This window comes from Anaplasma phagocytophilum str. Webster (genome assembly GCF_000964685.1).
GTDB classification, from domain to species: domain Bacteria; phylum Pseudomonadota; class Alphaproteobacteria; order Rickettsiales; family Anaplasmataceae; genus Anaplasma; species Anaplasma phagocytophilum.
In genome coordinates this window covers 396,683-419,165 of record NZ_LANS01000001.1, presented here as the reverse complement: position 1 = coordinate 419,165, position 22,483 = coordinate 396,683, and the positions used below count along the sequence as shown (strand labels likewise).

General features: G+C 44.2%; 18 protein-coding genes, 2 rRNA genes and 4 pseudogenes. 12 read left to right on the top strand and 12 right to left on the bottom strand.

Going from position 1 to position 22,483, the window contains the following annotated elements:
• Positions 1 to 63: 63 nt before the first annotated feature.
• Complete coding sequence (pdhA, locus tag APHWEB_RS01700; protein ID WP_011450239.1) at positions 64 to 1,101, bottom strand: pyruvate dehydrogenase (acetyl-transferring) E1 component subunit alpha; 1,038 nt, start codon at positions 1,099 to 1,101, stop codon at positions 64 to 66.
• Positions 1,102 to 1,123: 22 nt separating this feature from the next.
• Entirely contained in the window at positions 1,124 to 2,002 is an 879-nt protein-coding gene (locus tag APHWEB_RS01695; RefSeq protein ID WP_020849213.1) for an alpha/beta fold hydrolase, read from the bottom strand.
• Positions 2,003 to 2,388: 386 nt separating this feature from the next.
• Here APHWEB_RS01695 and APHWEB_RS01690 point away from each other — a divergent pair.
• Together APHWEB_RS01690 and rrf are read left to right on the top strand one after the other, a co-directional pair.
• Positions 2,389 to 5,178: ribosomal RNA gene (locus APHWEB_RS01690) — 23S ribosomal RNA — on the top strand.
• A gap of 76 nt (positions 5,179 to 5,254) precedes the next feature.
• Positions 5,255 to 5,369: ribosomal RNA gene (rrf, locus tag APHWEB_RS01685) — 5S ribosomal RNA — on the top strand.
• A 551-nt stretch (positions 5,370 to 5,920) separates the two neighbouring features.
• On the opposite strand, the pseudogene APHWEB_RS05935 reads toward rrf, so the two are convergent.
• From APHWEB_RS05935 to rpmE, 5 genes and pseudogenes are all read right to left on the bottom strand, one after another.
• Positions 5,921 to 6,302: pseudogene (locus tag APHWEB_RS05935) on the bottom strand (IMP dehydrogenase); the annotation flags it as partial.
• A gap of 202 nt (positions 6,303 to 6,504) precedes the next feature.
• Positions 6,505 to 7,005: pseudogene (purN, locus tag APHWEB_RS01675) on the bottom strand (phosphoribosylglycinamide formyltransferase); the annotation flags it as partial.
• A 34-nt stretch (positions 7,006 to 7,039) separates the two neighbouring features.
• Positions 7,040 to 8,500, bottom strand: a complete 1,461-nt coding sequence (gene guaB / locus APHWEB_RS01670) for an IMP dehydrogenase (protein ID WP_011450242.1) — start codon at positions 8,498 to 8,500, stop codon at positions 7,040 to 7,042.
• A gap of 75 nt (positions 8,501 to 8,575) precedes the next feature.
• Positions 8,576 to 9,388 (bottom strand): NAD kinase, encoded by an 813-nt coding sequence (locus APHWEB_RS01665; RefSeq protein ID WP_011450243.1) that lies wholly within the window; start codon positions 9,386 to 9,388, stop codon positions 8,576 to 8,578.
• A gap of 9 nt (positions 9,389 to 9,397) precedes the next feature.
• The gene (gene rpmE, locus APHWEB_RS01660; RefSeq protein ID WP_011450244.1) at positions 9,398 to 9,619 is read right to left on the bottom strand and encodes a 50S ribosomal protein L31; all 222 of its coding nucleotides are present in this window, start codon (positions 9,617 to 9,619) and stop codon (positions 9,398 to 9,400) included.
• A gap of 142 nt (positions 9,620 to 9,761) precedes the next feature.
• On the opposite strand from rpmE, the gene APHWEB_RS01655 reads away from it, so the two are divergent.
• The 4 genes from APHWEB_RS01655 to APHWEB_RS01640 all read left to right on the top strand — a co-directional run bounded on the left by APHWEB_RS01655 (position 9,762) and on the right by APHWEB_RS01640 (position 13,447).
• Complete coding sequence (locus APHWEB_RS01655; protein ID WP_020848751.1) at positions 9,762 to 10,304, top strand: phage portal protein; 543 nt, start codon at positions 9,762 to 9,764, stop codon at positions 10,302 to 10,304.
• A 164-nt stretch (positions 10,305 to 10,468) separates the two neighbouring features.
• Positions 10,469 to 11,428 carry an ACP S-malonyltransferase gene (fabD, locus tag APHWEB_RS01650; RefSeq protein WP_011450246.1) on the top strand — a complete coding sequence of 320 codons (960 nt, stop codon included), beginning with the start codon at positions 10,469 to 10,471 and terminating at the stop codon, positions 11,426 to 11,428.
• A gap of 16 nt (positions 11,429 to 11,444) precedes the next feature.
• Complete coding sequence (gene tmk, locus APHWEB_RS01645) at positions 11,445 to 12,104, top strand: dTMP kinase (RefSeq protein WP_011450247.1); 660 nt, start codon at positions 11,445 to 11,447, stop codon at positions 12,102 to 12,104.
• 107 nt (positions 12,105 to 12,211) lie between these two features.
• Positions 12,212 to 13,447 (top strand): MFS transporter, encoded by a 1,236-nt coding sequence (locus tag APHWEB_RS01640; protein ID WP_020849214.1) that lies wholly within the window; start codon positions 12,212 to 12,214, stop codon positions 13,445 to 13,447.
• A 498-nt stretch (positions 13,448 to 13,945) separates the two neighbouring features.
• On the opposite strand, the gene APHWEB_RS01635 is transcribed toward APHWEB_RS01640, so the two are convergent.
• Both APHWEB_RS01635 and APHWEB_RS01630 read right to left on the bottom strand, forming a co-directional pair.
• On the bottom strand, positions 13,946 to 14,158 hold the full coding sequence (locus APHWEB_RS01635) for a hypothetical protein (protein ID WP_020848754.1): 213 nt from the start codon (positions 14,156 to 14,158) through the stop codon (positions 13,946 to 13,948).
• Positions 14,159 to 14,179: 21 nt separating this feature from the next.
• Positions 14,180 to 14,827 carry a Tim44/TimA family putative adaptor protein gene (locus APHWEB_RS01630; RefSeq protein ID WP_021798985.1) on the bottom strand — a complete coding sequence of 216 codons (648 nt, stop codon included), beginning with the start codon at positions 14,825 to 14,827 and terminating at the stop codon, positions 14,180 to 14,182.
• A 111-nt stretch (positions 14,828 to 14,938) separates the two neighbouring features.
• Here APHWEB_RS01630 and secB point away from each other — a divergent pair, with 111 nt between their 5' ends.
• The 3 genes from secB to APHWEB_RS06650 all read left to right on the top strand — a co-directional run bounded on the left by secB (position 14,939) and on the right by APHWEB_RS06650 (position 16,608).
• On the top strand, positions 14,939 to 15,415 hold the full coding sequence (gene secB, locus APHWEB_RS01625; protein WP_011450251.1) for a protein-export chaperone SecB: 477 nt from the start codon (positions 14,939 to 14,941) through the stop codon (positions 15,413 to 15,415).
• A 70-nt stretch (positions 15,416 to 15,485) separates the two neighbouring features.
• A complete protein-coding gene (locus APHWEB_RS01620) occupies positions 15,486 to 16,169 on the top strand; it encodes a DsbA family protein (protein WP_011450252.1) in 684 nt (227 codons plus the stop codon).
• A gap of 214 nt (positions 16,170 to 16,383) precedes the next feature.
• A complete protein-coding gene (locus APHWEB_RS06650; RefSeq protein WP_011450253.1) occupies positions 16,384 to 16,608 on the top strand; it encodes a hypothetical protein in 225 nt (74 codons plus the stop codon).
• A gap of 287 nt (positions 16,609 to 16,895) precedes the next feature.
• Here the strand turns inward: APHWEB_RS06650 and APHWEB_RS01610 are convergent, their stop codons facing one another.
• The gene (locus APHWEB_RS01610; RefSeq protein WP_011450255.1) at positions 16,896 to 18,167 is read right to left on the bottom strand and encodes a M16 family metallopeptidase; all 1,272 of its coding nucleotides are present in this window, start codon (positions 18,165 to 18,167) and stop codon (positions 16,896 to 16,898) included.
• Between the two features lie 513 nt (positions 18,168 to 18,680).
• On the opposite strand from APHWEB_RS01610, the pseudogene APHWEB_RS01605 reads away from it, so the two are divergent.
• A pseudogene (locus APHWEB_RS01605) lies at positions 18,681 to 20,083 on the top strand (NAD(P)H-dependent flavin oxidoreductase).
• Positions 20,084 to 20,473: 390 nt separating this feature from the next.
• Here the strand turns inward: APHWEB_RS01605 and pyrH are convergent.
• Positions 20,474 to 20,650: pseudogene (gene pyrH, locus APHWEB_RS01595) on the bottom strand (UMP kinase); the annotation flags it as partial.
• A gap of 405 nt (positions 20,651 to 21,055) precedes the next feature.
• On the opposite strand from pyrH, the gene APHWEB_RS06775 reads away from it, so the two are divergent.
• A complete protein-coding gene (locus APHWEB_RS06775) occupies positions 21,056 to 21,232 on the top strand; it encodes a hypothetical protein (RefSeq protein WP_155237392.1) in 177 nt (58 codons plus the stop codon).
• 205 nt (positions 21,233 to 21,437) lie between these two features.
• On the top strand, positions 21,438 to 21,572 hold the full coding sequence (locus APHWEB_RS06985; RefSeq protein ID WP_268915752.1) for a hypothetical protein: 135 nt from the start codon (positions 21,438 to 21,440) through the stop codon (positions 21,570 to 21,572).
• A 145-nt stretch (positions 21,573 to 21,717) separates the two neighbouring features.
• Here APHWEB_RS06985 and APHWEB_RS01590 read toward each other — a convergent pair whose 3' ends face one another.
• Positions 21,718 to 22,329 carry a riboflavin synthase gene (locus tag APHWEB_RS01590; protein ID WP_011450260.1) on the bottom strand — a complete coding sequence of 204 codons (612 nt, stop codon included), beginning with the start codon at positions 22,327 to 22,329 and terminating at the stop codon, positions 21,718 to 21,720.
• Positions 22,330 to 22,483 lie beyond the last annotated feature (154 nt).

Here is a 22,483-nt window from a genome sequence, read left to right as displayed (position 1 = left end):
CAAGATTGCCCGCAGCGAGTAAAGAACATGTCTTTCACGTACAGGTAGAGCTCAGAGTTACAGCTATTTGTATACGTCGGTATATAGCTCTTCTACACTGGGTTCAGGGCAACCCTCTGCAAACTCAACGGCCTTCTTTATCTCGTCTCGTATTTCCTTTTCCCACGTTGTAAGAACCTCTTCTGAAGCCATGTTATGCTCTAATATGTGGCTCTTTACAATGCATAGGGGATCTCTATTATTTCGTATCTCTTCCACTTCTTCCCGTGTACGATACTTCGCAGGATCAGACATAGAGTGCCCCCTGTAACGGTAGGTTTTCATCTCCAGTAAAATCGGTCCATTGCCCTCACGGCAATGCGCAGCAGCTTGCGAAACCTCGCGTATTACTTCAAACAAGTCCATGCCATCAACTCTGCGACCCGGTACGCCACAGCTTTCACCACGTTTATACAAATCAGAAACATAGGAAGATCTGGCTACTGAAGTCCCCATGGCATATTCATTATTTTCTACTACGTATACAACAGGCAATTTCCACAGTGCTGCCATGTTAAAGGCCTCGTACACTTGTCCTTGGTTTATAGCGCCGTCACCTAAGCAAGTGAACACGACTCCACCGTTCGCTTTATACTTATTGGCGAATGCTATTCCTGTACCTATGGGAACCTGGGCTCCCACGATTCCATGGCCACCGTAGAAGTTTTTCTGCACGTTGAAAATATGCATGGAACCACCCTTTCCTTTGGAAGAACCTGCGCTTCTTCCCAGTAGTTCCGCGATTATCTTCCCTGGGCTTTCGCCAGATGATAACGCAAACCCATGTTCTCTGTAACTTGTGATTACGGAATCCGAAGGTTGTAATACGCTATACATTCCAGCAGCGACGGCTTCTTGGCCAATATATAGATGGCAGAACCCTCGAATCAAGCCCATACCGTACAATTGGCCAACTTTCTCTTCCAGTCGACGCATAAATAGCATGTGCTTATAGGCGGACAGTACAGATTCGTTAGTCAAATTCACGTGCAAAACCTCCTTACGCCCGATGTCTTTAGTGCCTGCTATACTACTCTGCAAAGCTTCCCTTTTCAAGCGCATTCCACCCCGACGCTTTCTAATACTACATATTGTGGATAGTAGACGTTTTGTTAAGCCAGTGCAAAACGTCATCTATTCTGTTTTGCTGAAAAAGTGCGGGAGCATGACCGACATTTTTGTACAGGATATAGTCTATATTTTCCTTACTTGAGAGCATTTTGCGCAGGATATCTGCAGTTAGAATGTTGGAGCATTCTCCTCTCAACACTAGAATAGCGCACTTGAGTTTATCCCACACATCCCAAAGATTCATTACGTACCCAACGCGTTCTGCTTCGTCTTGTAAGGCTATCCCGATTTTCGGGTCAAAACGCAACGCGTAATCTCCATCACGCTCTATGATACAGTGCTGCTCGAGATGTTCCCAATGCTCTTCTTTCTCTATCCCAAAATGAGCAAAAGAACTTCTAAGGTATTGCTTTGCGGTTAAAAGATCTTTAAATACCGTCGGCTGTAACAGAAATTGCACAATACCCCGTAATGGTCTTTCTCTCATGCAAGGACCTACGTCATTTAGGATCAAGCTGTTTAACATGTTGGGGAAGCGGGCGGCAAGAAACATACCGACAATTCCCCCCATGGATGTGCCTAAAAAATTGAAAGTACGAATGCAAAGATGTCGCATAAGATGCAGCACGCTAGTGCAATACGTGTTGTAATTGTAGTTTTCTGGTTCTTCAAACCAATCACTGTAACCACGTCCAGGCATATCGGGTGTGATAACCGCGAAATTCGAAACCGCTTTTCCTAAGTATTCAAAATCCATGCAGTTGCCCGAGATGCCGTGTACGCAGACTAGGGGCAAGCCTTTATGTAAGAGTTCTACATTATGCACGCGATAATAGAGGTCAAATTTTGTGTGTGCAGGAATTGTGATTCTGCCTTCTGTAATCTGTGTCATTTTGCTACGGCCAATCAGGAAAGTATGTTCGCATCTACAAGCCCCATACCTATACTAGGTTATAGTGTATCTCGCAACCACAACATGTTCTCAGTGTTTGTGGCATTTTGGAGCAAAATATGTGGTGTTACTGGTTATAAATTGAGGCATGTAAAAAAAAGTTATAGAAAATTTAAAGTAATGTGTTGACATGCATGAGATTATTGATTAACAATTATGGCTCTGTAGAGCGTTAGATTTTAGGTCTGGCGTTCGATGGTTGACAAGTTTGTAGAAAGATCAATTGTGTAGAGATTGTCCCTTAAAAATTTCCGGGATGGTCTCGATTCAATTAGCTGATAAAGTGTAAATAGTGTGGTTTTAATACTGCACGTATCGCTGCGAATGAATAAATAAATAAGAGCACTTGATGGATGCCTTGGCGCTAAGAGGTGATGAAGGACGTGGTAGGCTGCGATAAGCTGCGGGGAGTTGTCAACAGGTTTTGATCCGCAGATGTCCGAATGGGGAAACCCGGCCAATTTATTGGTCATTGTACGCTGAATACATAGGTGTGCAAAACTAACCCAGTGAACTGAAATATCTAAGTAGCTGGAGGAAAGGAAATCAAATGAGACTCCGTTAGTAGTGACGAGCGAACGCGGAACAGGTCAGTGGTCTGTGATTGAGAAACTGGAATGCTGTGGAAAAAGCAACCATAGTGGGTGATAGTCCCGTACAGGTAAGAAGATTATAGATCCTTGAGTAGGGCGGGGCACGTGAAACCCTGCTTGAATATAGGGGGACCATCCTCTAAACCTAAGTACTCCTTAGCGACCGATAGTGAACAAGTACCGTGAGGGAAAGGTGAAAAGAACCCCGGTGAGGGGAGTGAAATAGAACCTGAAATCGAGTGCTTACAAACAGTTGGAGCTTATAAAATGAGAGCTACGGCTTGCCGTGGAGCTTTGATTATGAGTGACAGCGTACCTTTTGCATAATGGGTCAGCGAGTTAATCTGTTGAGCAAGCTTAAGCCGTTAGGTGTAGGCGTAGCGAAAGCGAGTCTGAATAGGGCGTTAAGTTTAACGGATTAGACCCGAAACCAAGTGATCTAGCCATGGCCAGGTTGAAGGTGTAGTAAAGTACATTGGAGGACCGAACCTGTTACTGTTGCAATAGTATTGGATGAGTTGTGGCTAGGGGTGAAAGGCCAATCAAACTTGGAAATAGCTGGTTCTCCGCGAAATCTATTTAGGTAGAGCGTTGTATCATATGCTACTGGGGGTAGAGCACTGAATGGACTAGGGAGACTCATCATCTTACCAAATCCAATCAAACTCCGAATACCAGTATGCAGTTTTACAGCAGACACACTACGGGTGCTAAGTCCGTGGTGGAGAGGGAAAGAGCCCAGATCGCCGTCTAAGGTCCCAAAGTTATGGCTAAGTGTGGAAGGATGTGAGAAGACCAATACAGCTAGTAGGTTGGCTTAGAAGCAGCCATCCTTTAAAGAAAGCGTAACAGCTCACTTGTCTAGATAAGTTTTCTTGCGCCGAAGATGTAACGGGGCTAAAGCCATGCACCGAAGACGCGGGCACCTGGTTTACCGGGTGCGGTAGCGGAGCGTTTCGTAAGCCTGTGAAGGTGATCCGTGAGGATTGCTGGAGGTATCGAAAGTGAGAATGCTGACATGAGTAGCGTAAAAGAGTGTGAAAACCACTCTCGCCGAAAACCTAAGGTTTCCTGTGTTAAGTCAATCTGCGCAGGGTTAGTCGGACCCTAAGGCGAGGCCGTAAAGGAGTAGTCGATGGGAATCAGGTTAATATTCCTGAACCTTTTAAGCGTGACGGATCTTGTGCCGGTATGTGTCTTATCGGATTGACGCATGCCTTAAAAAGGTCCCAGGAAATAGCGCTTAAGTTAATAAGTCCGTACCGTAAACCGACACTGGTAGGTAAGTAGAGAATACTAAGGCGATTGAGAGAATGATGCTGAAGGAACTCGGCAAATTGCACCTGTAACTTAGGGAGAAGGGTGGCCTATGGGTGGGTAACCATTTGTAGGTGGCACAAACCAGGGGGTAGCGACTGTTTACTAAAAACACAGGGCTCTGCTAACACGTAAGTGGATGTATAGGGCCTGACGCCTGCCCGGTGCTGGAAGGTTAATATGAGGGGTGAGAGCTCCGAGTTGAAGCCCCAGTAAACGGCGGCCGTAAAACTGACGGTCCTAAGGTAGCGAAATTCCTTGTCGGGTAAGTTCCGACCCGCACGAATGGCGTAACGATTTCCCCGCTGTCTCCAGCATCACCTCAGCGAAATTGAATTCCCCGTGCTGATGCGGGGTACCCGCGGGTAGACGAAGAGACCCCGTGCACCTTTACTATAGCTTTACATTGGTGTTAGGGATGCGATGTGCAGGATAGGTGGGAGACTTTGAAACTGGGGCGCCAGCTCCAGGGGAGTCGTCCTTGAGATACCACCCTTTGTGTTTTTGACATCTAACTAGGCTCCATTTTTCTGGAGCTAGGACATTGTATGGTGGGTAGTTTGACTGGGGCGGTCGCCTCCTAAAGAGTAACGGAGGCGTGCGATGGTAGGCTAGAGCTGGTCGGAAATCAGCTTTTATAGTACAATGGCAGAAGCCTGCCTGACTGCGAGGCCGACGGGCCGAGCAGAGACGAAAGTCGGTCATAGTGATCCGGTGATTCCGAATGGAAGGGTCATCGCTCAACGGATAAAAGGTACGCCGGGGATAACAGGCTTATGGTGTCCAAGAGTTCATATCGACGACACCGTTTGGCACCTCGATGTCGACTCATCACATCCTGGGGCTGGAGCAGGTCCCAAGGGTTCGGCTGTTCGCCGATTAAAGTGATACGTGAGTTGGGTTTAGAACGTCGTGAGACAGTTCGGTTTCTATCTTCCGTGGGCGTTGGAAATTTGAGAGGATCTGACTCTAGTACGAGAGGACCGAGTTGGACATACCTCTGGTGTACCAGTTGTCGTGCCAACGGCATAGCTGGGTAGCTACGTATGGACGGGATAATTGCTGAAAGCATCTAAGCGAGAAACCTCCCTCAAGATTAGATTTCCCCATCAGGGCCGTGAGAGACTATCACGTTGATAGGCCGGGTGTGTAAGTGCGGTAACGCACGTAGCTAACCGGTACTAATAGCCCGATTGGTTTATTCATTGCGTGTGCGTGCAGTGTTAAGGCTGCACTATTGAACTTTATTGGTTTTTCTACAATACTTGTCGTGAAATATTTGGCTGGTGGTAATGGCAGGAGTGAAACACCCGGTAACATTCCGAACCCGGAAGTTAAGCCTCCTAGCGCCTGTGGTACTTTGTCTTAAGACATGGGAGAGAGGGTCGCTGCCAGCCAATTTTATTTTCCTTAGTGTGATTTCCTTTGTAAATGCCGTTGTATCTTGGATGTATGCAGGCCATGGTGTTTATCTTATGAGCGTGCTAAAAGCTTTTTCTCGCGTCTCATCAACAACTAGTTGCTTTAGGAGAAATAAGGAAGAGATATCGTATTTGCCTACTTCTTTGTGTCCCAGATCGAGCTTATTGCACTCTACTATTCTTATTATGCTGCAGTAATATACTCTTTTCCCTGATGCAAATTTTGTGCTATTAAGGCGCGTTTTGGCTTTTTATTTAGCCTATTCTACGCTTCATTTCAGAGTTTTTGAGATCGAAAATCTTAATAATTATTCTACCTCTCGTAAGCCTCTCTCACAGTAGCAGAGTATCTTAGGGCAATTGTGATCTTTTACTGATTAGAAGGCTTTCTTCTATACTTTTTGTGCACCTCGGGCAATTTACTCTTTGTCTGATACCAATATTGTGTTGCGGTAGCATGTTAACGGCTTTTGACTAGGCTATTGCTAGGTTTTTATGATATTTGCGATCAAGACAAGCAGTTGGTATGGTATTACTACTCCTGTTACTATGCGAGTCGTGCATATCGAGCACGATCCGATTCCAACTTTTACAGACTCTGCATACACTTGCTTCTATAAGTGCTGATGCCCATGTGCGGTGGCAACGTTTCCTCCGATGTGTGCTGCCAAGGTATAGAGTTTTTATTTCTCTTACAGTATTTATTACTCTTTCAGAGTGACCGTGGGCAGTATCAACTACTATTACATCAGCTTCTGCGTGGACCAATGCCTCTGCTCGTTTTATACCTTCCCGTGGCCCTGCTCCCACTGCCGCGGCTACTCTAAGACGAGCTTTCTTATCCTTGCATGAATTTGGAAACTTATTGAACTTTTCTATGTCTTTGACTGTTATTAGCCCGATGCAAATATTGTGCTGTTGCGGTACGTTTTTGGCCTTTCCCGAAGCCTTCTCTAGGCTTTGTTATGATCTCACGAGATAACGGTGGGATTCCTATTGAAGAACTTCAGGCCTTATATGAGCTAGGCTGACTGCCTTCTATTCTATGTGACGACTTATAGTGTGATTTTTGTTCATAGAAGGTGAGCAAGAGTTCCTTCACAACTTTTTGTTAGAAATTCTCCTGAAATAAGAAGAGCTCATCCTCGCCCGTACATTGCACAGTGCCATCATCGCAAAGCTTGATTTTATCCTGAGCAATGAGCTTCACACCCTTGGGATAACATACGTGCTCAGCAGCTAGAATACGACTAGCTAAACTCTCAGCAGTGTCTTCTCTAAGCACAGGCACTGCAGCCTGCATTATTATAGGACCGGCATCAAGCTCTTGATATACATAATGTAGGGTGCACCCCGCTATTTTAACACCTGCTTTATAGGCTTGTTCCTGAGCATTTAATCCCTTAAAAGATGGGAGAAGTGAAGGGTGAATGTTAATTATCTTGTGATGCCAATCTGTGACAAACTTTTCAGGCAGTATGCTCATGAATCCTGCAAGGCACACTAGACCTACATCGTGCTCCCTTAGTACTGTACTGATGTGCTCTATATCCAGCGGTTTCCGCCTAACAACAAAGGTCAAGAGATCTGCGTGAGATTCTATAAGCTCTCCTAAAAACCATGTTCAGTACTAACAGATACTCTAGCTACTGTGATTGCTGAAATGGGGGGTGATAGTTAGGAGTCTCCTGAGTTATCGTCACGCCATGTACGTGACTTTCCTGCAGGCCCGCGGAAGTAATCACCGTGAATTGACAGTTTTGTTTCATCTCAGCGATAGTACGATTGCCAGTATAACCCATAGAGGAGCGCAGGCCGCCTACAAGCTGATAAATTACTTCTGAAGCAGCTCCTTTAAACGGTACCCTGCCTTCAACGCCTTCAGGAATGAATTTACTACTAGTGTCTTGGAAATAGCGATCACTAGCACCTTCCTTCATGGCCATTACCGATCCCATGCCTCTATAGCATTTATATGCTCTTCCGTTGTATATGACGGTATTTCCAGGACTTTCATCAGTTCCAGCGAAAATGGAACCTATCATCACAACATCCGCGCCGGCAGCAATGGACTTTGCTATGTCGCCAGAGTGTTTAATGCCACCATCTGCTATTACTCCGACTCCGGCATCTTTACAGACAGCAGCAACATTGCGTATAGCAGTAAATTGCGGCACTCCGACCCCGGTTACTATGCGAGTTGTGCATATCGAGCCCGGTCCAATCCCAACTTTTACAGCATCAACACCTGCTTCTATAAGCGCTAATGCACCTGCTGCAGTGGCAACGTTGCCTCCGATGACTTGTGCCTCAGGGTATAGAGTTTTTATTTCTCTTACAGTATTTATTACTCTTTCAGAGTGACCGTGGGCAGTATCAACTACTATTACATCAGCTTCTGCGTGGATCAATGCCTCTGCTCGTTTTATACCTTCCCGTGGCCCTGCTCCCACTGCCGCGGCTACTCTAAGGCGAGCTTTCTTATCCTTGCATGAATTTGGAAACTTATTGAACTTTTCTATGTCTTTGACTGTTATTAGCCCGATGCAACAACCATACTCATCAGTCACGATCAGTCTCTCAATCTTATGTTTGTGGAGGAGGCGGGTTGCCTCAGATTGACTGACGCCCTCGCGTACGGTGACTAGATTCTCTTTTGTCATTATGTCGCACACGCGACAGTTCATGTCTTCAACGAAGCGCACATCCCGGTTTGTAATGATACCTACAAGCTTCTTATTTTCCTCAACTACTGGGATTCCAGAGTAACTATGCTGCTGCATTATTGAAAGAGCAGTCTTTAATGTGGCATCCGGGGACACTGTTACTGGATTGCTAACTATCCAGCTCTCAAATTTCTTTACCTTCTGAACCTCAGCTACCTGTCGTTCTATGGACATATTTTTGTGTATACACCCAATCCCACCGTGTTGTGCAACAGATATGGCTAACCTAGACTCGGTTACCGTATCCATAGCAGCTGACATGATTGGTATATTGAGCTGAAGGCTCTTCGTAACATATGTACTTACCTCTGTATCAGCGGGAAGGACATCAGAAAACGAGGGGATAATCAAGATATCGTCAAATGAGTAAGCAATCTCCACAACCGTCTACGCCGATTTCACACTGCGGAGAGTATAGGTTCTTTAGCAGTAATGCGCAATAGTGTAAACATGACCCTATGCTAAGAATTGTTCAGCAATGGTTCTTTCTTCCAACCTATGTTCTGGGTCAAACATTAGCGTGACCTTAGCATTGCAGTCTTGACGGATTTTAATGCTTTTTATATCTCGAAATTCTGTATAGTCAGCCACAGCACTAACCGTGCGAAGCTCAGGTGACAGTACTTCTATTTCCACTTCAACACTATTAGGCAACAAAGCACCACGCCATCTTCGCGGCCGAAAAGAGTTCACCGATGTTAAGGCTATAACGTTGGAGTTAAAGGGAAGAATAGGCCCCCCTGCAGAGAAGTTATATGCGGTGCTACCTGCTGGACTCGCCACTATGATTCCATCAGAAACCAGCTCTTCCATGACCGTTTTCCCGTCCAGACAAATCTTGAGTTTTGCTGCCTGGTGAGTTCCACGGAATAAAGAAACCTCGTTTACAGCTATGGCACTATGGCTACGACCGTATACATCTACGGCCTCCATGCGTAAAAGCGTCAATTCTGTGGCAACAGCATTCTCTATTTTGAACGGCAAACTCCCTTCAGCACAGCCATTTAACAAGAAACCTACTGTACCGTAACGTACGCCATATACAGGTACACTTTTTGCGGAACTAATAACATAATTATGGAGGCTATGTAACATCAGACCATCGCCTCCGACGACAACAAGCAAGTCAATATCGGAGCATGAGGCCTCTTCCATCCTCACGACTCCATAAAAATTACGAAGACAAGCAACCTTCGCTTCGCCTCCCGCAGCGGCTACATACCCAACCGTTTTAAATCTGCAACCACGTGGGGAAGCAATGTCCTGCATATGGTGCCCTTACAAATCACCAAACTTACTAACAAACTTAGCAGCTCTACTGTTGCGGGTACCACTTGTTCTTAAACCCGGATTCCAGGCAGGGTGATTAAACCTATCGCTTTCCAGATGCACCCGTACCATTTCTTCAGACTTTCCAGAAGTGGAAAGCATTTCCCTTTCTTCCCCGTTAGTAAAAATTACTGTAATCGGATAGACTCCAGGGTGTATACCCTTCTTCATAGCTTTCAGGCCCCTTTTGTAAAAACGAAATCAGCCTCGAGCCTACCATCTCAGGAGCATTCTGTCAATCTTGACGCCACTCCCAAACCTGTGCGCTATACAGGGAATCCTATGCAGCACCAACAGCGGAGATTTATCGTTTTTGGAAAGTATAAGAGGAGCAATATGGGAAGATAGGAACTACGAAAATTTTGCCCAAAATGGATACATAAAAAATGTAATAGCATTTCGAGCAATCCACATGATAGCAACAGCGGCAGGGTCAGTAAGATTGACATTGAATAAAATAACAAAAGGAGGAGTGTTTCAAATAAATAACCACCCGATATTGCAATTGCTTGCAAGGCCAAACAGCAGCATGACACGCTCAGAACTAATAGAGGGAATAATAACCTATAGGCTTATCAGTGGTAATTCATACATCTTATCCATTAAAAATAGCGAAGATGTAATTCAGGAATTACATCTTCTGCGTCCTGATAGAGTAGAAATAGCTTCTAAAAATGGTTACGTGCTTTACAAGTACTCCGTTAATGACGAAGTTCATGAATTTCACACTAACCACACTTCTCTACTTCACCATTCTCTCTTACATCTCAAAAACTTTCACCCCTTAAATGATTGGTACGGCCTTTCTCCTATCGAAGCTGCTTCTTACAGCATTCAGCAGCATAATCAGGTGTAGTATTTGAGGGAGAATATTTGATTTAATGTGCGAGGCAGAATAGTAGGGCGATCCATGAAAATTATACCGCGCCATTTTTCTTGAGCTTTTATAATAATTTTGACTACTACGGTTGTGTTGAGTAATAATTGCCATATTGCATGTAGCCTCTAGGGGGTGGAGTTGTGTCTACTGTGTTTATGTTTCCCGGACAAGGTTCACAGTTTGTTGGTATGGGAAAAGAGGTATATGAGAACTTTGCTGTAGCGCGGGAAGTGTTTCACGAAGTTGATGAAACTCTTGGTCGGAATCTATCTGATATTATCTTCAATGGCCCAGAAGAGGTTCTGACATCAACTTGTAATGCACAATTGGCACTTATGACTGTTTCCATAGCGGTGGTACGTGCAGTGGAACATGTTGTTGGCATGCCTTTGGATAGGTATGCTAGGTATGTTATAGGGCACTCTGTTGGTGAGTATACGGCACTGTGTGCTGCGGGTGTTATTGATTTACCTACTGCAGTTAGGATTCTTGACGTTCGTAGCAGGGCTATGGGCAAGGCTTCAGAAATGTGTCAGGGGGGAATGTCTGCGCTCATAGGTGGTTGTGTAGAGGACGTTGAGGCTGTTGTGCAGGCTGCTTCTAAATTTGGTGTGTGTGAAATAGCAAATGACAATTGTAATGGGCAAATAGTAGTTAGTGGTACGAATGAAGCTCTTGAAGCGTTGCCGGAGCTTGTTGTAGGGACTGCTGTAAGGCGTGTAATAAGGCTGCGTGTGAGTGGCCCGTTTCATTCTTCTCTTATGCATCCTGCGTATGAAGAGCTCAGGGATTTTGTAAGTACGTTGGAGCTCAAAGCACCGAAGATTGGTATAGTTTATAATGTTTCTGCCTCAGAGCATGAGGATTGTGATGTCATCAAAGATTTAATGGCACGGCAAGTGGTTAGCAGGGTTAGGTGGCGTGAGAGCATAGAGTATCTTCTGGGGCATGGGTGTTCTGAATTTGTAGAAGCGGGTCCTGGCGAGGTTTTAACCGGTTTGTTACGTCGCATAGATAGGACTGTGCGTTGTGTTAGTGTTTGTGCAGTAGATGCGATGCGAGAGTTATCGCAATATGCTGAAGTTCGTGAGTTTTGCTAGAGTGTCCTTGGGTAATATGTTCATAACTTTTGAGGGAATAGATGGGTGTGGTAAGACCACGCAGTCTATTTTACTAGCGAAGTATATGTCTGATCTGTACGGAGAAGACAATGTGGTGTTGACTAGAGAACCTGGGGGCACTTCTTTTAATGAACTGCTGCGTAGCGTGTTTTTGTCAGTTTCAGACTACAAGGTTGATAAGCTCACAGAGTTATTTCTATTTCTAGCAATGCGCAGAGAGAGCTTTGTTAAGGTGGTAGAGAGTGCTCTGAGAGCGAATAAGATAGTAATTAGTGACCGCTGTGTAGACTCTACTGTGGCTTACCAAGGGTACGGTTGTGGTATTGACCTGGATCTAATATACAAGCTTAATTCCCTGGTTATGGGAATAGTTCCAGATATGACGTTCATCATAGACATCGATATAGAAAAGGCCTTATCAAGGGCTACTCGTAATGGCTATGAGAGCAATAGCATGGATTTTTATCACAAGGTGCGGAAGGGCTTTCAACGTATAGCTGAGGAAGAGAAACATAGATGTGTATTGCTCCGTTGTGATGATTACGAGGAGAATGGTATCTGTGATGTTTATTCCGTACACAACAAAATAGTGGGGCTTTTGCAGGGGGTGCTTCATAACAAGATGGATGCCGCCTCCTCTAGTGTAAAGGTTTAGTATATCCATACAATGCTTCTAAGGGTTTTTTAGAGAGATGCGCTGTACTAATGCGGTGTTATGAATTACCATGTCCCTACGTTTATTTTTGATGGTGGAGATTGGCTGTGAGAGGAGAGGGTGCAGGTTTAGCCAGTAGGGGGTTTTTTGCATGGTTTTTGATAGCCATGTTCTATGCTCTGCAGTATGTATTTCGGGTGATGCCAAACACTTTTTCTGGTATCATCATGGAAAAATATGGTGTAGGTGCGTTTTCTCTAGGCCAATTTTCAGCGTTTTACTATTTGGGATATACAGCAGCTCACATACCTCTGGGTATACTGATAGATAGGTATGGTCCTAAGAGGATTGTGCCAGTTTGTATGTTCCTGACTGTTTTGGGTGTGCTACCCCTGATGTTTAACTCATGGGAGTTAGTGCAATGTGGTAGAATTGTTACGGGATTGGGGTCAGCCGCCGCTGCGCTGTCGGTCTTTAAGGTTTCCAACATGTATTTTGGCAAAAGGTTTGCCATAATGACGTCCATAGCTATGGTTATAGGTTTTTTGGGTGCTATGTATGGAGGCATGCCCGTACTGTCTTTAACAGAAGAGCACGGATGGAAAACAGTATTACTGTTTCTTATTGGAAGTGGATGTGCCTTGGCAATGCTTTCAGCTTTCGTGTTTTATGATACTCAAAGCTCTCAGGAGAAATCTGGTTTTATAAAGCAGATAAAGCAGGTACTTTGCAACAAAAAACTACTGGTGATAAGCTTGTTAGGTGGATTCATGATAGGCTCATTGGAGGGCTTTGCTGATGGATGGGCTACTGCGTTTTTGACGGAGGTATGTGGAATCAGCTACCAGTATGCCTCAATTTTACCGTCTACGGTATTTGTTGGGTCATGTCTTGGATCGTTAGCATTTAGCTTTATGTTAAACAGGTCTGTGGATGGTTTCAAAATCATAATTTACTGCGGAGGCTTTACGGTTCTGGCATTTGGATTAATGTTAATGGGGCATTGCGGTACTGGAATCAGCGCATTTGTATTGCTGTTGATTATTGGTATTTCTTCTGCATATCAACTGGTTACAGTATGCCAAGCTATAAGCTACGTAGGGCCCGAGTCTGTTGCCTTAGCAACTGCAGTATCTAACATGATAATTATGGTGTTTGGGTACTTTTTCCACACGGCTATCGCAGCAATTGTTAATGCATACTGGGATGGTGCTACGAGCGACGGTCATGCGATATACGGTAGTGATGTGTTAGTTAAGTCTATGGCCGTAGTACCGTTAGGGGCCTTGATAGGCATGTTAGGCGTATGGATTTTTAAATTACGGGAAAAGCAGGCCGAGTAAGTGGAGTATGTAGTCCTAGCTTGAACTTCAAATCTACACATGAGGGCGTGGCGCAGGCTGATTTAGTATAAGGAAGGTTCACGTTATCATAGCGTGGCTTTTTGTAGGGTGGCAGAAACGTATGTTTTTTATTTAGGTGTCATGGGTTGCAGCCTTAGTATCTGTTAGTTCTTGGGTAGTATAATGGTCGGTATCTTTGTTCGCTCAAGGGGTACTCTGCGTAATCATGCTAAGCAGTATCCGCTAGTAGTGTGGGAGTGTTTACTTTGAAAGAGAAATGGGTTTTTTGCTGACATAGAAGATATTACAGCGACGTCTGCGAGAGAACTTGCTGCGTGTTGAGTCGTTAGTGGGTGCTATCCTGTTGTGTATCTTATGCTATTATCGTAATTATAGTTGTGTACATATGTATTATGGGGTCTGTGCCTGAGTGCGTATTCACCGTCTATTTCGTGTTGTTTTAGTGTGGATTCTTACTTTGCAATAGTAGTTGCTGCACTAATTTAGATTATCCGAGCAGGTGTTGCTGTTTATTAAGGCGAATACAAGTGTGTTAGAGAATACACGACGTGCAAGGCCTTTTTCTTTCATGAAAGATACAAAATGTTCAAGATATAGCTCTACTAGATGTAGAACCACGAGCTGCTGTGCAATAGTCCGCAGTAGCGACAGAAGCTTTCTTTCAAGAGATACCGAGCGAACAACAGCCACACGTTACTGCTCTTAATTGCGTCAACATGTAGCAGACAAGTACCACTTCCTACTAGGGGAATTAGCGTTTTTCTCAAAAGTCCAAAAGTCTTCAACGACATTTATTTTAGAGGTACTTCCAGCAATGACGTCTCCTGCAGCGTTGCGTACTACATTTATTTGTTCAGTTAGAAATTTAACCGTGATTGCTGCAACATCACCAATTACCTTAGCAGCCGTTATCTTTTGAGACACTATAGACACAACTACATCTTCGTGAATGTGTCCTTCGCTATTTCTGCGCATGATTTCTTTTTCGAACGACTTATATATGTCGTCACTAAGCAAAGATGACAATAACTCAGTATCCCCGCGATTCAGCGCCTTCATTATCACTTCAAAAGCCGCGGCGGACCCTGCCATGAAATTTCTCAACGAGAAGTCCATGCTTCTAGCACGCATGACCTCAATACCGGGAGAGACCTCTTCAAAATGCTCTTCTTCGGTTACCGATGTAAGCGGTATATCTTGTTGATCATTCTTAGCATCCAGCGCAATTCTATCATCACCAGGCTTTTCAGGAGTAGCACAGGCACCTTGGAAATTTATACTTGACGCCCTACCTAGGGAGCTATAGAGACGGAAAAAAATGAAGGCCGCGACGAATGCGTATATTGCCAGTTCAACCATACCTATCCACAATTTTTCACAAAGGCTATGTACAAGAATACATAACCATATTATAGTTTGATCAGCGTTAATCAACAATTAATTGCGGTATTTCCGTCAGAGGAGGTTTTAGTGCAGCCAAAAATTAGAGTAAGAGGGCAGTACATTAAGGATCTATCTTTTGAGAATCCTAATGCTCCTAAGGTGTTTCTCATGATGAGTAAGACACCTCCTGAGATTAATATTTCGGTTAATGTTTCTTCTGCAGCGTTACCTGTAAAGCCTCCAGAGGGGGAGCAAGCAAGTGTTGCGCTATACGAGGTGGCTTTGCAAATCAACATAGAGTCGGTGGTAGAGAAGCTTCCTGCATTTATCTGTGAAATAAAATACTGTGGTGTGTTTTCCATAGAGGAAGATGAGGAGTTGGAACAGGAGCAGGTCAAGAGGGCGCTTTTAATAAATGCACCTAGTATCTTGTTTCCATTTGTGCGCGAAGTAATCGCAAAGGTTACTTCTTCTGCGGGCTTTCCTCCGCTAATGTTGGAGGTCATAGATTTTTCAGCCATGTATGAGAAGCAGCTCGCTGAGAATGCGGATGGTGAGAAATAATTAATGTGTTTCGCTTAAGTGGGGAAGTACATTGGTGTTTTTTGTTGACTTTCATATTTAGGTGGGGGCTATGGGATTCTTGCGGTTGTGCTTGGGGATTTTCGCGGTTCTTGTGGTTTTTGTTTGCTCAGTGTCTAGTACGATGCTTGAGGCAAAGGGTGGAGATCTGCTCTCTGGAGGCGAGGCTGTTGAGCTAACGGCGCAGCAGCTTTTGATGAGACTACCTGAAGACAGGTATCTTGGCAATGAGGATGCTCCAGTTGTCATGGTAGAATATGCTTCCTTTTCATGTGCCCACTGTGCGGATTTCATCACCAAGGTATTCCCGCGCATTAAGAAGGAGTATATAGATACGGGAAGGCTGCTGTACATATACAGGGATTTTCCGTTAGACAGGTTATCTCTTTCAGCGGCGATGTTGGGCTCGTGTTACAAGGACAATACAGCATTTTTTTCGTACGTTCGGGCTGTATTTGGCTCGTACGATACCCTAATAGCTACCTATAAAGACCTTGGGTTATTGGTGAATATTGCGAAGATCAGCAATATCTCTGATGAAGATTTCAAGAGATGTACTACGGATGAAGAGCTTATGGATCGTGTTGTGCAGCAGAAGTTTCTTGCGGTTAACACGCTTGATGTGAATGCTACTCCATCGTTCTTTATTAATGGTGAGAGATATTCCGGTGGCCATGACTTTGATAGTATTGCAGCAGAGATAGACAGAGTTACTGCGCTGCAACTTCATAGGTAAGAGAGAATAGTGATCATACTTCATTGCTGGATGCACGTGTGTATTGCTTTATATCCCTTAAGTGATAAGGGCTTGTGAACCCCAGCGGGGTTATTTTGTGCTGTGTGTTGGGTCTATGGGTGTGGCCAGGTTATGGCTTGACGCATGTATGTGAGGTTGTGCGCTAACATAGGAGTTTCGTTTGGTAAATAGCGCTTTTTGTTGAGTTATTCGTGTGCTGAGTGCTGATCTGCTGTGGTTTACTTGGCGTCTTCTCCTCGTAGCGACTGCTGAGATATTGTGGCGCGTATGGTTTCTAGCACTAGTTATTGTACGTTTGCGAGCAACTTACTTATCGGGGAAGTTTTCTGTGATGATGTGTGCTGCTATTATTCAGAGCGAAGCTGCGCTAACAGTTGATTTCAAGAATGTGGCAGTTTTCTATGCTGCACACCAATGATATAGCAAAACATGGAGAGCACTCGTTGAGGCAACGTGTGCATGCGGGAGTGGTAGCGACTTCAGCACGATTTATGGGCAAATTAGGTTGCCTATTGCAGCTAGTGTTATATTAGAACTGCTTTGCAGTAAAAAGGTGGGGAACTTGTACGGGAAGTTTGTCTGCGTGTGATGCATACTGCTATATACCCAACAGGGTGAGCTATTTCAGCAGTTCTATTTCTAGTATGTTGTGCTCCCCGTACTGGCGTATCAACGATAGCGTGTAGGCTATTACGACAACGTACTTCACGCAAGCATTGAAGCAACTTCAACCCGACTTATAGAAGAGTCAAGTTTGCCTATTGCAGCTAGTGTTATATTAGAACTGCTTTGCAGTAAAAAGTTCGCTACGTCTTGAACATTGCGTGCGTCTATAGAGCGAATTTTTTCTATAAGTTCTTGCTTTTGTATGTATCTGCCATAGTGAGAGTAGTAATAGCCCAGTGCTTCAGACTTCGCTACTGGACTTTCTCGAGACATTAAAATTTCAGCTTCCAATTTACTCTTTGCGCGTTGGAGCTCTTCATCTTCTATGGTATCAGGAAGCTTCTTTAACTCCGTGGTGACGGTTTGAAGCAGAATAGGTAGCTTTGTGCTGTCAGTCGCTGCATGCACTGAGAAAAGGCCGCTATCAGAGTAGCTATAATTGAAAGAGCAGATACTGTACACTAAACCTAGCTTCTCGCGCACTTCTTGAAACAACCGCGAAGAAAGCCCGCTGCCAAGTATAGTATCCAACACTTGCATTGCGTGAAAACGTTCATCTCCGTAAGGTACACCGGGAAAACCTATTATTATGTTTACCTGCTCTAGGTGGTTGCGTTCTTCTAGATATTCCCCACCTGTATACTGTGGCACTTGGACAGGGGAGCAGTGTTGCCGATCTTTAAGCTGCTCCAAGCCTTGCGCCATTTCCAAAACCTCATCATGTACTATATCTCCGGCCAAGGAGAGCACCATATTACTTCCGTAATAATGCTTGTCCATGTGAGAGACCAAGTCTTCCTTAGAAAAGTTTTGCACCGTATGCACAGAGCCCAAAATAGATTTACCGAAGATCTGTCCTTCGTATGCAGCTTCTAGGTACTTATCAAATATTATACTGCTAGGAGAATCATTTGTTTGGTAAATCTCCTGCAGTACTACGTCTTTTTCCCTCTCCATTTCTTCTTCGGGAAATGACGATCTTAGCACTATATCAGTGAGAACCTCAAGGGCGAGACGTGCATCTTTTTTCATCACTTTTAGGTGATACACAGTATGTTCTTTATCTGTGTAAGCATTAAAGTTTCCGCCGATCGCATCGAAAGTTTTTGCTATGTCTAAGGCAGATCTTGTGGTCGTACCCTTGAAAGCCATATGTTCAAGGAAGTGTGCAAGCCCGATCTTCTCATGCACTTCATGTCTACTTCCCACCTTGACCCAAAGATTGATTCCTACCGAATTTACCCCGCCAATGTGTTCAGTAATAACAGAAAGATTATTTTTCAGCTTCGTAACTACAGGCAGTGTAACCATCGCGATCTACAGACAGATTATAAGCAGTCGATGGTACCGCATTATGCTGTGCCGTGAAAGTAGAAATTAATTTCATCGGCTGATTTGACTAGTTACCTTAGATCTATAGGGAGTGATGTATATTACCATGCGACAACACGTCAATTTATTCGCTCTCTGAGAGCGGGTAATGAACATTTTGCTATCCATTATTATGGTTTATTCTGTTAATTATTGTATAATGCTATCATTGAGTCGACCACTGAGAGTGCTTCATGGGGGTTAGCAGGGGTTCCCATGGAGTGATACTTTACTGCGAATCAAGAAATTGGAAGAGCGTGCACGTATGCCCGCTGTTATACTTGGTATAGTGCAGGGAATAATGGCAGCTATGCTAGATGTAGAGTGGAGGTGTCCGCATTTCAATTGACGGAAATCCCACAGGGGTGCTAAACTTTCGGACAGGTCGTGGTCCTGTGGTTGAAAAGCCCACGAATTATTAGGATACTAGTTAGTTAAGGGGGGATTGCGTTTTTGCTTAAAGGAATTAGAAAAATTCATATGTCGGGTCGTGATGTGTGGCCCATAGTGGAAGGTGGCAAGGGAATTAGTGTCAGTGATGGTAGGAGTTCGGGGCGTTTGCAGCCGCAGACGCTATTGGAACGTTTTCTGGTGCTAATCCTGGGTTGATAGATGAAAATGGTGAATATGTTCCCTTGGTGTATAAGGGCAAGACCAGACTTGAACGTAATAGAGAGCTTATAGAATACAGTATAAAAGCTGCCATAAGCCAGGCACGTATAGCTCATGATATATCTAAGGGGCGCGGTAGAATACATATGAACGTCCTGTGGGAGATGGGGAACGTTGAGGAAGTATTGCACGGGGTGCTAGGCGCCACTCAAGGCATGATACACGGTATAACTTGTGGGGCTGGGATGCCTTATAGGCTGGCTGAGGTAGCGCAGCAATATGGTGTATACTACTATCCGATAGTGTCATCTGCGCGAGCTTTTAGGATTTTATGGAATCGCTCTTACCGTAAATTTCCGCGAGATTTATTGGGTGGAGTTGTATACGAAGATCCTTGGCTAGCGGGGGGGCATAATGGTCTTAGCAACAGTGAGGATCCTAAGGTTCCGCAGTCGCCATTTGAGAGGGTGGCTGAGATTAGGGCGTTTATGAATGAAGTTGGCATGTCCGACATTGCTGTCATAATGGCTGGTGGGGTATGGCATTTGAAGGAGTGGGAATCCTGGCTCGATAATGATCGCATAGGTCTAGTAGCGTTCCAGTTTGGAACACGTCCTTTGGTAACGGCAGAGAGTCCTATATCTACATCTTGGAAAAAGAAACTCCTATCTCTCAAGACGGGTGATGTGTTTTTAAATAGGTTTAGCCCTACGGGGTTTTATTCTTCAGCAGTGAAAAACGAGTTCATATGTGAGCTACAGCGAAGAAGCGAACGTCAGGTGCCTTTTAGTGAGGAGTGTGTGGGTGACTTTGATACGGAAGTTACGTTTGGGGCTAGAGGCCGCAAGGTATACGTAAGGGCGGCTGATAAGGAGAGAGTAGACGCATGGATGGCATCTGGGTACAGTACGCTTATGAAGACGCCAGACAATACTGCGATTTTTGTTACAGAAGAAAAAGCGCGTGAAATTCGTGCAGATCAGATAGCCTGCATGGGGTGTTTAAGTCACTGTAAGTTTAGTAACTGGAAGGACCACGATGACTATAACACCGGGCAGAAGCCGGATCCTAGAAGTTTCTGTATTCAGAAGACTTTGCAAAATATTGCTTATGGTGGGGATTGTGAAAGAGAGCTAATGTTTTCTGGCCATAATGCCTACAGGTTTGGTAGCGATGAATTTTATAGTAATGGTAACATTCCTACGGTTGCAGAGTTAGTGAATAGAATCTTGACGGGATACTAGTTCTCGCGAGCAAGGCTTGTAATTTCTTTTGTAGGCAGGCGCGAGTTCCATGCTATGGACGTAAATGTTGGGCTTCCTGGGTTTGTCATGTCAATCAATTGAGTTGCGGTTCAGGGGGATTCTGTTATTCACAGCTAGGCTTGTAATTTTTTATCTTGCATCACTTAAAGTGCTCACGGCACATAGGGCGGAGCTTTACGGTAGCGTGTTGGGTTCGTGCGTGGATTCTTGCTTGATCGAGGAAGTGATATACACTGTTTTTACCTGATAGTAGCGCTATTATGGCTGTTTTGCGGCCTATGTGTTGGAGCAAGTTGCTATATGTTCCATATGTAGAGACAGGTGTTTTTCATAGTTTTGGTTTCAATGAGCGCTGCTTTTTAGTTTAGTACGGAAGATATTGCCACCACCAACCACAATGCACAGCTTCACTCCAGACTCTCTCATATTCTTCAAGCCACACGATAACTTTCCTATTACATTCTGATCGAACCCGAAGCCTCTCTCTCCAGCAAGTGCCTCTCCCGATACCTTCAGCAAAACCCTAGAATAACGCACATTCTCCACAACATTACAATCGGTTGATCCATATGCATATAATGATTCTGTAGGTGTCTGTATATGCGATTGTTTGGCGATAGTAGCTTGTAAAGTCAAGACATAGGAGTTACGGAGTATTGCTCTGCGATGTCAGCTTTTTTAGGACAACTTTCTATCCCTTGTTCACTAAAATAGTTGGTGGAGAGTGGGATGCCAGAATAAACAGATAGCATTTTCTTTTCCGTGACCCAACCTACATTACTGCTTTGGAAGAGCGCTGCTTTATGCTGTGTGACTTAGTAGTACATGATCTCCCGAACCGGTTATACGCGTTTTATTCTTGGGGTTTTGTGCTTCATATTGTGTGATCTAGCAAAATATCGTGTGTGGACGTCAGTGAAGTGCTGAAATGATTCTTTTGCAGCGGACAAAATGTATACGCTACGAAATTACATGCTGCTACAAAGGGATTGGGTTTGCTGTTGGTTTATTTCTCTGTATGTTGGTAAGGAGTTTTCCTTCAGGGGGGGGAATGAATCATCAGTTACATCACTGGGAATGCTCTGGAAGGGGAAAAGCGCTTATTTTATGTCTGTAAACAAGAGCTAGAGAACAGCTATACATATTGTGTGCTTACAACGAGAGCAGTTAACTGGAGCCGGTATAGAAAAATGCCTTGTTTCATAAAGGGTATAGCTGTTACGTAATATGGCGGATTACGCGTAGCACATTTACGAGCGGGAAAAGGCATTTTTAGTACATAACTCAATAGTATATGACCTCCGCATAGGTTAGACGTGTCTTATGCTTTGGGGTGCATACTTTTGTGCTATGGTCCAGCAAAATATCGTGTATGGACTATACAGTGCAGATGGGCGTAAGTATGGGGAAGCTAGTGAGTGAGAAACGCGATGAGCAAATCGGTAGTCAGCTTGTAGACGATGTGTAGCGTTCACAGTTTGTAATATAAGGCATTGTATATCCTGTATGTAAGGCATTTTTATAATGCTCGTTGACGCAGCCGGCGAGCTACATAGAACCAGAAGATCCAGATATACTTAGAGGTAATAGACGGTGTATATGGGCACAAGTGCCTATAGGCCATATGTGCGATGGGCAAGCAGAGCTTCTAAATATCGCGCTATAAGATCTGTTTCGATATTCACAAAATCACCCACCGTATTGTATTGGAATGTGGTATTGTTCCAGGTATACGGTATCAAGTTTACGCTGAACAGCCCAGGTGTTGTAGAATTTACCGTGAGCGATACTCCATCCAAAGCTATAGAACTTTTTTTCGCTATGTACTTTGATGTAGAGCTATCGCAGCATATCTCCATAACGTGCGAACCAGCAACCTGTGTTATGGAATGGATTTCACCTATGCAATCAACGTGCCCTTGCACCATATGTCCATCCAAAGGAGCGCCTGCTCTTAAAGCAGGTTCTAGATTCACCTTGGTGCCAAGGGTCCAAAATCGCAAATTTGTAATGTCTAAAGTGGCTTTTGAAATGTTAGTCACAAAGTGAGTTGCTCCTTTTTCGACTACGCTCAGGCATACTCCGGAGCAGGCGATTGAACTTCCTATGACAATTTGCGATAAGAACTCTTCGCTTTGCACACTGATACGTGCAATAACATCAGTATCTCCGTCGTGTTGTATGTCTTCCACACGTCCAATTAGAGTAACTATGCCGTTGAACATATACATTTCTCCTTTTACTACAAGTTCGATGGTTGATGAGGCTTCTATGTATCCACGAACATTATGATTGTTACATATTTTCTGCGGTGTGAGTAGATAGATTCATATAATTTGCTTATTAAAGACCAGAATTTCAAAGATGTTCTTCATCTTT